The organism is Arenimonas donghaensis DSM 18148 = HO3-R19, from assembly GCF_000743535.1.
Classification (GTDB): Bacteria; Pseudomonadota; Gammaproteobacteria; order Xanthomonadales; family Xanthomonadaceae; genus Arenimonas; species Arenimonas donghaensis.
The window spans coordinates 584,802-595,688 of the sequence record NZ_AVCJ01000001.1 but is presented as its reverse complement, the minus strand read 5'-3'; the positions used below and the strand labels follow the sequence as shown (position 1 = coordinate 595,688).

Annotated in this window: 10 protein-coding genes and 1 pseudogene; 6 read left to right on the top strand and 5 right to left on the bottom strand. The window is 69.9% G+C overall.

Annotation, left to right across the window (positions count from 1 at the left end; genetic code table 11):
* From rluB to N788_RS14790, 4 genes and pseudogenes are all read right to left on the bottom strand, one after another.
* Positions 1-1,248: 23S rRNA pseudouridine(2605) synthase RluB (rluB, locus tag N788_RS02780; RefSeq protein ID WP_051924271.1), on the bottom strand; the 1,248-nt coding region annotated here is incomplete at its 3' end.
* Positions 1,249-1,256: 8 nt separating this feature from the next.
* Positions 1,257-1,901 (bottom strand): annotated as a pseudogene (gene scpB / locus N788_RS02775) (SMC-Scp complex subunit ScpB); the annotation flags it as partial.
* Between the two features lie 27 nt (positions 1,902-1,928).
* Positions 1,929-2,822 carry a segregation and condensation protein A gene (locus N788_RS02770; protein WP_034220566.1) on the bottom strand — a complete coding sequence of 298 codons (894 nt, stop codon included), beginning with the start codon at positions 2,820-2,822 and terminating at the stop codon, positions 1,929-1,931.
* A gap of 67 nt (positions 2,823-2,889) precedes the next feature.
* The gene (locus N788_RS14790; protein WP_034220565.1) at positions 2,890-3,516 is read right to left on the bottom strand and encodes an L-threonylcarbamoyladenylate synthase; all 627 of its coding nucleotides are present in this window, start codon (positions 3,514-3,516) and stop codon (positions 2,890-2,892) included.
* Positions 3,517-3,591: 75 nt separating this feature from the next.
* Between N788_RS14790 and N788_RS02760 the strand changes: the two genes are divergently transcribed.
* The gene (locus N788_RS02760; protein WP_051924269.1) at positions 3,592-4,311 is read left to right on the top strand and encodes a 2OG-Fe(II) oxygenase; all 720 of its coding nucleotides are present in this window, start codon (positions 3,592-3,594) and stop codon (positions 4,309-4,311) included.
* The gene (locus N788_RS02755; protein ID WP_034220563.1) at positions 4,308-5,132 is read left to right on the top strand and encodes a polysaccharide deacetylase family protein; all 825 of its coding nucleotides are present in this window, start codon (positions 4,308-4,310) and stop codon (positions 5,130-5,132) included. Before N788_RS02760 ends, N788_RS02755 begins: the two co-directional genes overlap by 4 nt.
* A gap of 4 nt (positions 5,133-5,136) precedes the next feature.
* Here N788_RS02755 and N788_RS02750 read toward each other — a convergent pair whose 3' ends face one another.
* A complete protein-coding gene (locus N788_RS02750; protein WP_034220562.1) occupies positions 5,137-5,631 on the bottom strand; it encodes a hypothetical protein in 495 nt (164 codons plus the stop codon).
* 113 nt (positions 5,632-5,744) lie between these two features.
* Here N788_RS02750 and N788_RS02745 point away from each other — a divergent pair, with 113 nt between their 5' ends.
* The 4 genes from N788_RS02745 (at position 5,745) to zipA (ending at position 10,882) form a co-directional block, all read left to right on the top strand.
* On the top strand, positions 5,745-6,044 hold the full coding sequence (locus tag N788_RS02745) for a YciI family protein (RefSeq protein ID WP_034220561.1): 300 nt from the start codon (positions 5,745-5,747) through the stop codon (positions 6,042-6,044).
* The gene (locus N788_RS02740) at positions 6,041-6,322 is read left to right on the top strand and encodes a BolA family protein (RefSeq protein WP_034220560.1); all 282 of its coding nucleotides are present in this window, start codon (positions 6,041-6,043) and stop codon (positions 6,320-6,322) included. Before N788_RS02745 ends, N788_RS02740 begins: the two co-directional genes overlap by 4 nt.
* A gap of 222 nt (positions 6,323-6,544) precedes the next feature.
* Entirely contained in the window at positions 6,545-10,036 is a 3,492-nt protein-coding gene (gene smc / locus N788_RS02735; protein WP_034220559.1) for a chromosome segregation protein SMC, read from the top strand.
* A gap of 75 nt (positions 10,037-10,111) precedes the next feature.
* On the top strand, positions 10,112-10,882 hold the full coding sequence (gene zipA, locus N788_RS02730) for a cell division protein ZipA (RefSeq protein WP_051924268.1): 771 nt from the start codon (positions 10,112-10,114) through the stop codon (positions 10,880-10,882).
* The last annotated feature ends 5 nt before the right edge of the window (positions 10,883-10,887 follow it).

Below are 10,887 nucleotides of genomic sequence, written 5' to 3'. Positions count from 1 at the left end.
CTTGGGCCCGCGCGGGGTGCGTGGCGGCGCGACCTTCGAGCCGGTTTCCACGCCCTCGGGCACGTACCAGCTCCGGAAGGCCGCCGGATTGGCGTCGTGGCCACCGTGATGGGTCGGCTGGGCATCACCGCGCGGGCCGCGGGCCTTGCCCTGCCGGGCACCGGCCGGCCGGGGTCCGTCGATCCGGTTGCCAAAGTTGTCGTCGCGCGGGCCGCCGCGGCCGGGGCCACGCTTGCCCTTGCCGGCGCCGGGACCACCGCCGGGGCGACCGCGGCCGCGGCCGCGCGGTTCCTCGCGCACGTTGTCGAAACGGCGCAGTTCGCGCGCCTCGTCGTCGATGGCGCCATTGACGTAGGACGCCTGCTTGCGGTCCTTGCCGACGCGGATTTCGGTGGGACGCGACTTGCGCTGGCCGATCACCGGCTGCAGGGTCAGCACCGCCGGCTTGTCTTCCAGGCGGAACTGGCCGCGCAGCTTCTCGACCTCGGCTTCAGGCAGCTCCTCGGCATGGCCACGCTTGAGCGGCCGCGGCAGCGGCGTCGAACCATAACGCACGCGCTTGAGCCGGCTGACCTGGAATCCCTGGGATTCCCAGAGGCGGCGCACCTCGCGGTTGCGGCCCTCGCTGAGCACCACGTTGAACCAGGCGTGCGAGTCGGAGCTGCCGATGCGCTCGATGGCATCGAACTTGGCCAGCCCGTCCTCGAGCTCCACGCCCTTGGCCAGTCGCTGCACCACGTCTTCCGGCACCTCGCCATGGATGCGGCAGACGTACTCGCGCTGGATGTTCGACGAGGGATGCATCAGGGCGTTGGCCAGCTCGCCGTCGGTGGTGAGCAGCAGCAGGCCGGTGGTGTTGATGTCCAGGCGGCCGACGGCGATCCAGCGCGCACCCTTCAGGCGCGGCAGGGCCTCGAACACGGTCGGGCGGCCCTCGGGATCGTCGCGGGTGGTCACCTCGCCTTCGGGCTTGTTGTACAGCAGCACCCGGGCCGGATCGGTGAGGGCGCTGGCGACGAACGTCTTGCCGTCGATCTCGACGCGGTCGCCGCTGCAGACGGACTGGCCGGTGCGGGCGACTTCGCCGTTGACCTTGACCAGGCCCTGGGCGATGCGTTCTTCGAGCGCGCGGCGCGAACCCAGCCCGGCCTGGGCCAGGACCTTGTGCAGGCGTTCTTCGGTCTTGGTGGCGGGGGTGTCGCTGCCTTTCGCCTTCAGGGAAAGGACCTTCTTGGGGGTGTTGCTCATGACGATTGCTCCGGCGCGGCGTCTTCGCCGGCCTCTTCAAGTGGGGATTGGGCCGCGATGTCCTGGGCCACGGCCGCGGCGGCGACGCCGGCGGGTGTGTCGAAGGGCAGCTGCGGCTCGAGTTCGGGAATGTCCTTGAGCTCCGCCAGCGGCGGCAGCTCGTCCAGGCTCCTGAGCCCGAAATAGTCCAGGAAGCCCTTGGTGGTGCCGAACAGCGCCGGCTTGCCGGGAACGTCGCGGTGCCCGACCACGCGGACCCATTCGCGCTCCTCGAGCAGCTTGACGGTGTTGGTGCTGACGGCGACGCCGCGGATCTGTTCGATCTCGCCGCGGGTGATCGGCTGGCGGTAGGCGATCAGCGCCAGCGTTTCGAGGGTGGCGCGGGTGTACCTGGCCTGGCGTTCCGTCCACAGGCGGGCCACCCAGGGATGCACGGCGGCCTTGACCTGGAAGCGGAAGCCGGATGCCACCTCGACCAGTTCGACCCCGCGGTCGGCGCAGGCTTCGCGCAGTTCGTCCAGGGCCTGCTGCAGGCTGCCCTGGGGCGCGGGCTCGTCCTCGGGGAAGAGGCCGGCCAGCTGGGTCACGGTGAGGGGTTGCGGCGCCGCCAGCAGGGCGGCTTCGACGATTTGTCGGATCAGGGTCTGGTCCATGGGTGCGGGTAGCTCGGGATTCCTGGGTCAGTCGGCCGGCGCGTCGGCGCCGGTTTCGTCGGAAGACGGGTCGGGCAGGGCGGTGTCGTCGTCGGTGGCGGCCAGCGACTTGACGTAGATGGGCGCCAGCGGCGCCTCCTGCACGATTTCGAGCAGTTGTTCCTTGGCCAGCTCGAGGATCGACAGGAAGGTGACCACCACGCCCAGGCGGCCTTCCTCGACGGTGAACAGGGTCTCGAAGCCGTGGAACTGGCGGTCGGAGAGCTGGCTGAGCACCTCGCCCATGCGCTGGCGCACGCTCAGCGCCTCGCGACGGATCGCGTGGTGGGTGTACAGGTCGGCGCGCTTGAGCACGTCGCGCAGCGCCAGCAGCATTTCCTTCAGGTCCACCGGCGGCGGTGCCTTGATGGCACTGCGGTCGGGCACGTGCACCGAGGCCAGGGCGGTGTCGCGGTCGAGGCGGTCGAGCTGGTCGATGTCCTCGGCGGCCTTCTTGTAGCGCTCGTATTCCTGCAGGCGGCGAACCAGTTCGGCGCGCGGGTCGGCTTCGGTGCCTTCTTCGGCCGGGGGACGCGGCAGCAGCATGCGCGACTTGATCTCGGCCAGGATCGCGGCCATCACCAGGTACTCGGCGGCCAGTTCGAAGCGCATGTCCTGCATCACCCCGATGTAGTCCACGTACTGCCGGGTGATCTCGGCGACGGGGATGTCCAGGATGTCCAGGTTCTGGCGGCGGATCAGGTACAGCAGCAGGTCCAGCGGACCTTCGAAGGCCTCGAGGAACACCTCGAGCGCATCCGGCGGAATGTACAGGTCCTGCGGCATCTGCAGCACCGGCTGGCCCTTCACCACCGCCAGCGGCATTTCCTGCTGCTGCGGGTGGCTCGGACGCGCGGCGTCCTGCGCGATCGGTTCGCTCATCGGCGGCTCATGCAATGTTCGTGGGCTCTCATCGAGCGGGGGCCCCTCCGGCCCGGATGTTCGGGTGCTACAGCGCCACGGGATGGAAACCCTGGCGGATCACTTCGGGCTCATCGCCCGTGCAGTCAACGATGCTGGTCGGCCCCGGCTCACAGTCCTCGGCGTCAAGCATCACATCGACCCAACGCAACCAACGATCGGCGACCTGGTCGGCCTCGTGGCTGTTGGGATGTTCCTCGTCCGGCAGCACCAGGCTGGTGGACAACAGGGGTTCGCCAACGGACTCAAGCACCATCCGGGTGACGACATGGTCGGGCAAGCGGATGCCAATGTCGCGGCGCTTGCTGCGGCCGGCGTTCTTGATGCGCTTGGGCAGGTCCGGAGAGGCCGGCAGGATGAACGTGCATGGCCCCGGGGTCAGCGATCGCAGCAGCCTGAAGGCCGGATCGTCGAGCCGGGCCAGGCGGCCGGCCTCACTCAATTGGCGACAGAGTAAGGTGAAAGGGTGCCGGCTGTCCAGTTCACGCAGTCGCTGCACCCGCGCCTCGGCGTCCCGGGACTCCAGGCCCCAGGCCAGGGAATAGCCGGCGTCGGTGGGCACCAGGGCCAGGCCACCGCCGCGGATCACCGCCACCGCCTTGTCGACGAGGCGCTGCTGCGGGGTCACCGGATGGACCATCAATCGTTCTGCCATGCCCGATTGTGCCCGGGACCGGGCACGCAGCGATAGCAGTGGCCTGTGGTCGCGCCAGCCGGCATCATCCCCGCCATGGAATTCATCTACGACCTGGACAGGCTGTCGGCGATCGCGTCGAGCCAGGCCGGGGCCTACCGCGGCGGCCATCCTTTTCCGCACATCGTGCTCGACCAGTTCCTGAAACCCGCGTCGGCCGCGGCCCTGGCCGCGGCGGTCACGGGACCGGGCAATGAGATCGCCTGGGACCGTTACGCGGCCGAAGGTTTCGAGATGAAGCTGGCCTGCTCGCGCGAGGAGGAACTGCCGGAAACGGTCTGCCGCGCCCTGCACGAACTCAATGCGGGGCCGATGCTGCGTTTCCTCGAGGCCCTGACCGGCATCGGGCACCTGCTGCCCGATCCCCAGCTGCTCGGCGGTGGCCTGCACCTGGTCGGGCGCGGCGGCCACCTGGGCGTGCACGCGGATTTCAACTGGCATCCGGGCCTGCAGGCGAACCGGCGCATCAACCTGCTGCTTTACCTCAACCAGGACTGGGACCCGGCCTGGGGCGGTGACCTGGAGCTCTGGTCCACCGACGCGGCACGGCGTGAGAAGTCGATAGCGCCCCTGTTCAACCGCGCCGTCATCTTCAATACCCGCTCGGACACCTTCCATGGCCACCCGGCACCGCTGGCGACGCCCGAGGGCGTCTGGCGCCGTTCGATCGCGATGTACTACTACACGACGACGCGCCCCGAGGCCGAGCAGCGCGCGCCGCACAACACCCGCTACAAGGGCATGCACCTGCCATGAGCCGCCGTGACTGGCAGGTGCCGGTGCTGACCTACCACGCCAGCACCGTCGGCGGTCCGGACTACGCCGGCAACGACCACGTCGCCTTCGCCAGCGACCTGGCGACGGCGACCCGGCTGGGCTGGCGCATCGTCCCGCTGCAGTGGGTGGTCGAGCAGCGGCTGGGCCTGGCCGACCGCGACCTGCATCGGTGCCTGGCCCTGAGCTGCGACGACGGCACCGTGCTCGACGTGCGCGACGTCGACTACCCCGGCCACGGGCCGCAGGCATCGTTCCTGGGCGCGCTGCAGGCGCAGGCCGGGCAACCCGACCGCCACCTCACCTGTTTCGTCATCGCCTCGCCCGAGGCCCGCCAGCGCATGGACCGTGACTGCCTGCACGGCCTGGGCTGGATGGACGAAGACTGGTGGGCACCGGCGCTGGCGGGTGGCCGGATCGGCATCGGCAACCACAGCTGGGACCACAACCACCCGGTGATGGCAGGCGAGGGGCCGCCGGACCTGGTCCGCGGCGATTTCCATGTCATCGACAGCGACGCCCGGGCCGACCACCAGATCCGCCAGGCCGCGGACTACCTGGCCGCGCGGCTGGGGCAGGGCACCTGCCGGCTGTTTGCTTATCCCTACGGCCACGCGCCGGATTTCCTGGTGCGCGACTGGTTCCCGCGCCAGGGCGCCGCACTCGGCCTGCAGGCCGCCTTCGGCACCCAGGGCGGGGCGGTGGGCCCCGACAGCGATCCCTGGCACGTGCCGCGTTACGTCTGCGGCCTGCACTGGTCGTCGCCGCAGCAGTTCGAAGCGCTGCTCGCCGGCCTGGACTGAGGCTTCAGAAAATCCCGAACGCCAGCACGCGCTGCAGCAGGGCCTGCTTGCGTTCCGCCGGCAGCGGCCGGTGCCAGTGCACGATGCGGTTGGGGTGCGGCGTGGGTTCGAAACCGGCGCGGGCCAGCACCGCCCAGGACCGGTTGTCGCCGCAGTGCCCGAAGAATCCGTCGCAGCGATCGCCATAGCGGCCGATGGCGTAACGCGTCACCTGCAGCATCGCGCCGCCGGCGGCGCGAAGGCGCTCCCGCTGCACCGGCGGCATGGCTGCGATGGCCGGGCCGTCGGTGCAGGCGCCGCCAAGCAGGCAGGTGTCGTCGCGCAGCCACAGGTGCAGGTAGGACAGCGGCAGCAGACTGCCGTCTTCGCGACGGTGCAGGGCGGCCGCGTGGAATTCGAATGCCGGGGGTTCGGCGCCCCAGGTGCGGCGGAACAGCGGTGCGATCGGCGCCGGGTCGTCGAGTTCGGCCAGTACCAGGAAATCGTCCAGCGATCGCATGCCGTGTCCGGAGGGGAGCCTGCCGGCATTGTCGCCGTTCCGTCGCCGGTTCGCGCGTCGCCACGGGATTCGGCCATAATGGCGGCCAACAGGGTCGGAACCGGGGGGGTCCGATGTGGTACGCCATCAAAGGCAATGACCGGGCCGAGTCACTGGCCGCACGCATGCAGGCCCGGCCTGCACACCTGGCACGCTTGAAGGCATTGGCGGACGAAGGCCGCCTCAAGCTGGCCGGCCCGCTGCCGGCCATCGACGCGGAGGATCCGGGTCCGGCGGGTTTCACCGGCAGCCTGGTGGTGGCCGAGTTCGCCGACCTGGCGGCCGCCCGCGCCTGGGCCGATGCCGACCCTTACCTGGAATCGGGCGCCTACAGCCACGTCGACGTCTGGCCGTTCCGGCAGGTCCTGCCATGAGCCTGCCGCGCGAGGAACGTCCGGCCGCCATCCGCGCCATGCTCGAGTCGGCGCTCGCCCCGGTCGCGCTGGACGTCGTGGACGACAGCCACCGCCACGCCGGCCACGCCGGGGCCCGCGACGGCCGCGGCCACTTCAAGGTCAGCATCGTCAGCCGCGCCTTCGCCGGCCTGGCGCCGCTCGCCCGGCACCGCAAGGTCTACGCGGCCCTGGGGCCACTGATGCAGAGCGATATCCACGCCCTGTCCATCCAGGCCCGGACCCCGGACGAAACCTAGGTCCCGGGCATTGCCGGGGCCTGGCCAGGCTATGGCCGGAGCCCGCCGGGGCGCTGCTATACTGCCGTTCGGCCGCGCACCGGGGACCGCGCTCTGCCAATGAAATCAACATCTTGGCGTGGGCAGCGGACCGGTTCGTGGACTTCCCCTGGACCCAGCGGCGGGGCGCCTGCAACGCCCCGTGGCCGGCCGGTTCGTCCGGTCGACTGAGAACCCCGATCAATGCGCCTTTCCACCATCAAGCTTTCCGGCTTCAAGTCCTTCGTCGATCCCACGGTGCTGCACCTGCCGACCAACATGACCGGCGTGGTCGGTCCCAATGGTTGCGGCAAGTCCAACATCATCGACGCGGTGCGCTGGGTCATGGGCGAAAGCTCGGCCAGCCGCCTGCGCGGCGATTCGCTCACCGACGTCATCTTTTCGGGGTCGTCCTCGCGCAAGCCGGTCAGCCAGGCCCAGGTCGAACTGATCTTCGACAACGCCGAAGGCAGCATCGGCGGCGAGTTCGCACGCTACGCCGAAATCTCGGTCAAGCGCCTGGTCAGCCGCGACGGCCAGTCCAACTATTACCTCAACGGCGCGCGCTGCCGCCGCCGCGACATCACCGACCTGTTCCTGGGCACCGGCCTGGGTCCGCGCAGTTATTCGATCATCGAGCAGGGCATGATCAGCCAGATCATCGAGGCCAAGCCCGAGGACCTGCGCGTGTATCTGGAGGAAGCCGCCGGCATCTCCAAGTACAAGGAGCGCCGCAAGGAAACCGAGTCGCGCATCAAGGGCACGCGGGAGAACCTCGACCGACTCAACGACCTGCGCGAGGAAGTCGACAAGCAGCTCGAACACCTCAAGCGCCAGGCCCGCGCCGCCGAGCAGTACCAGGCCCTGCAGGCGGAGCGGCTCAACAAGGACGCCCAGCTCAAGGCGCTGGAGTTCCGCCGCTTCGATGCCGATCTCAAGGCACTCAACGACACCCTGACCCAGGACGAGATCAAGCTCCAGGCCATCCTCGCCGACCAGCGCCAGGCCGAGGCCCAGATCGAAGCCTGCCGCAGCCAGCATGGCGAGGCCAGCGACGCCCTGGGCAAGGCCCAGGCCGAGGTCTATCGCATCGGCGGCGAGCTCGCCCGCGTCGAACAGCAGATCCAGCACCAGAAGGAACTGCGCCAGCGCCTGGAAACCGCCCGCGCCGAAGCCGATGCCGCGTTCGCCCAGGTCGGCGAGCACATCAGCGGCGACGAACGCCAGCTGGCGGAACTCCACAACGCGATTTCCGCCGCCGAACCGCAGCTCGCGACCCTGCGTGCCGACGACCAGGGCCGCCAGGAAGCGCTCAAGACCGCCGAAGCGGCGCTGCACGACTGGCAGCAGCGCTGGGACACCTATGCCAAGGCGCAGTCCGAAGCCGCGCGCTGGGCCGAGGTCGAGCGCACCAAGATCGAATACCTGGAAAAGCAGGCCCTGGACGCCGGCCGGCGCCGCGAAACCCTCGCCGGCGAACGCAGCGGCCTGGACACCAGCGCGATCGCCTCCAGCCTGGCCCAGCTCACCGCCGACCACGACCAGCAGAAGGCGGGCCTGGACGGCCTGGGCGAACAGCTCGAACAGCGCAAGTCGGCGCTGGCCGGCCTGCAGGACCAGCAGCGCCAGCAGCAGTCCGAACTGGCCGACGTGCGCAAGCAGGCGCAGGCGGCGCGCGGTCGACTGTCTTCGCTGGAGGCACTGCAGCACGCGGCGCTCGGCCAGGAAAAAAACGTCGCCCTGGACTGGCTCAAGGCCCAGGGGCTCGACGGCCAGGCACGCCTGGGCGAAGCCCTGCAGGTCGAGCCGGGCTGGGAAACCGCGGTCGAAACCGTGCTTGGCAGCCTGCTCGAGGCCGTCACCGTGGACACGCCGCAGGAATGGCTCGACGCCATCGCCCAGCTGGCGCAGGGGCGCGTCGCGCTCGTGGCCGGGGCCTCCGGTGGATTCAATGCACCCGCGGGTTCGCTGGCCGCCAAGGTCAAGGGCCCGGACGCCGTGTTGCGCCTGCTGGCGGACGTGCAGGCGGTCGAAGAGGGCCAGGCCGCGCCCGCGCTTTCCGGAAACGCCTCGGCGATCACCCGGGGTGGCGAATGGCTCGGCCCGGGCTGGCTGCGCGTGCTGCGCAGCGGCGAGGCCCAGCAGGGCGCCCTGGCGCGCGAACGCGAAATCCAGACGCTGCGCGCCGAGATCGAGGCATTGGCGAAGAAGGAACAGGCACTCAACGAGGGCCTGACCAACATGCGCGACAAGCTGCTCGAGGCCGAGCAGCACCGCGAGGATGCCCAGCGCGCGCTGTACATGGCGCACCGCGGCGTGTCCGAGCTGGCCGGCCAGCTGCAGGGCCAGCAGGGTCGGCTGGAATCGGCCCAGGCCCGTGTCGCCCGCATCGACGCGGAGCTGGCCAGCCTGGCGACCACCCTCGAAGAATCGCAGGCCAACGCCCGTGAAGCCCGGGCCCGGCTTGAGCAGGCCGTCGCGAAGATGGGCGACCTGGAGTCGGAGCGCCAGGCGCTCGACGGCCAGCGCCGGGAACTGGGCGAACAGCGCGATGCCGCCCGCAACAGCGCCCGCGAGGCCCGCGAGGCCAGCCACCAGCTGGCCCTGACGCTGGAATCACAGCGTGCCCGCGTGGTGGCGCTGAGCCAGTCCCTGGCGCGAATGGGCAACCAGAAAGCCCAGCTCGAAGTGCGCTTGAACGAACTCCAGGCCCAGCTCGCCGAGGGCGACGCCCCGGTGCTGGCGCTGCAGGCCCAGCGCCAGGCGGCGCTCGACCAGCGCGTGGTCGCCGACAAGGGCCTGGCCGCGGCGCGTTCGGCCATGGACGGTATCGAGGCCGAGATGCGCAAGTACGAACAGGTGCGCCAGCAGCGCGACCAGGAGTCCCTGGCCCAGCGCGAGGCGATCTCGCAGAAGAAGCTCGAACACCAGGCCCTTCAGCTGCGCGCCAGCCAGCTTTCCGACGCGGTGGCCGAAGCCGGCCTGTCGCTGGACGAGGTGGTGGCCTCCTTGCCGGAACAAGCCGACGTCGAGGCCTGGCGCAAGGCGCTGGCCGACATCGACGCCAAGATGCGCCGGCTCGAACCGGTCAACCTCGCCGCCATCCAGGAATACGGCGAGCAGAGCGAGCGCAAGACCTACCTCGACGCCCAGGACGCCGACCTCACGTCGGCGCTGGAAACCCTGGAAGACGCCATCCGCAAGATCGACCGCGAAACCCGCGGCCGCTTCAAGGAAACCTTCGACCGGGTCAATGCCGGCGTGCAGGAACTCTACCCGCGCCTGTTCGGCGGTGGTCATGCCTACCTGGAACTGACCGGCGAAGACCTGCTCGACACGGGCGTTTCGATCATGGCGCGCCCGCCCGGCAAGCGGGTGTCGAATATTTCGCTGCTCTCGGGCGGCGAGAAGGCGCTGACGGCGGTGGCCCTGGTGTTCGCGATCTTCCGCCTCAACCCGGCGCCGTTCTGCCTGCTCGACGAGGTGGACGCACCGCTGGACGAGGCCAATGTCGGCCGGTTCTCGTCCATGGTCACCGAGATGAGCGAAAAGGTGCAGTTCCTGTTCGTCACCCACAACAAGTCGACCATGGAGGCCGCCAAGCAGCTTTCCGGCGTCACCATGCGCGAGCCGGGCGTCAGCCGCCTGGTGTCGGTGGACCTGGCCGAAGCCGCGCGGCTGGCCGGCGCGGCCTGACCGCGGTCGGGTTTTCGGGCATCATTCACGCGTGGTGGCCTGGCCACCACCGGACAAGGACACAGGGAGGGGACCATGTTCGAAGGACTCAGCGACACCACGCTGCTGCGCATCGCCATCGGCGTCGCGGCCCTGGTCCTGTTCGTGGTGATCATCATCAGCAGCCGGCGCAAGCCCGGCCAGGGTCGGCGCGCAGCCTCGCCGCAGCGCGAGTCCGGCGGCAACGCACGCCAGGAACCGACGCTGCGCGAAATCATGGAAGCTGACGCAAGCACCGGCGGTGAAGCCGCCGGCGTCGAACAGTCCGAACTCGACCTGCTGGAAAAAACCCTTGCCGGCGAAGCCGTGCCCGACCGCACGCCGGCCGGACCGCCGGCACCCGGTGCGCGCCCGGACGAGAATTTCGACAAGGTGGTCAGCCTCTACCTGGCCGCGCGGGCCGGCCAGGCCTTCCACGGCCCCGACCTGGTGGTCGCCGCCGAAAAAGCCGGCCTGGTTTATGGCCACATGAACATCTTCCATCGCCTGGTCGACAACCATCCCGAGCAGGGGCCGGTGTTCTCGGTCGCCAACCTGGTCAAGCCCGGCTCCTTCGAGATGGCCGGTATCCAGGACCTGCGCACGCCGGGCATCAGTTTTTTCATGGCGCTGCCCGGTCCGCTGCCGGCGCTCGACGCCTGGGACGCCATGTTGCCCACCGCCCAGCGCATGGCCGAGCTGCTCGACGGCGTCCTGCTCGACGAGGAACGCAACGCCCTGGGCCGGCAGCGCATCGCGCACATCCGCGAGGACCTGCGCAACTACGACCGCAAGCAGACCAAGTGGGACCTGCGCACGACCCGTTGAGGCCG

Excerpts from the sequence above, each read along its gene's own strand:
- N788_RS02770 (WP_034220566.1), bottom strand. The coding sequence starts at position 2,822 with ATGAGCGAACCGATCGCGCAGGACGCCGCGCGTCCGAGCCACCCGCAG.
- N788_RS14790 (WP_034220565.1), bottom strand. The coding sequence starts at position 3,516 with ATGGCAGAACGATTGATGGTCCATCCGGTGACCCCGCAGCAGCGCCTC.
- N788_RS02760 (WP_051924269.1), top strand. The coding sequence starts at position 3,592 with ATGGAATTCATCTACGACCTGGACAGGCTGTCGGCGATCGCGTCGAGC.
- N788_RS02755 (WP_034220563.1), top strand. The coding sequence starts at position 4,308 with ATGAGCCGCCGTGACTGGCAGGTGCCGGTGCTGACCTACCACGCCAGC.
- N788_RS02750 (WP_034220562.1), bottom strand. The coding sequence starts at position 5,631 with ATGCGATCGCTGGACGATTTCCTGGTACTGGCCGAACTCGACGACCCG.
- N788_RS02745 (WP_034220561.1), top strand. The coding sequence starts at position 5,745 with ATGTGGTACGCCATCAAAGGCAATGACCGGGCCGAGTCACTGGCCGCA.
- N788_RS02740 (WP_034220560.1), top strand. The coding sequence starts at position 6,041 with ATGAGCCTGCCGCGCGAGGAACGTCCGGCCGCCATCCGCGCCATGCTC.
- smc (WP_034220559.1), top strand. The coding sequence starts at position 6,545 with ATGCGCCTTTCCACCATCAAGCTTTCCGGCTTCAAGTCCTTCGTCGAT.
- zipA (WP_051924268.1), top strand. The coding sequence starts at position 10,112 with ATGTTCGAAGGACTCAGCGACACCACGCTGCTGCGCATCGCCATCGGC.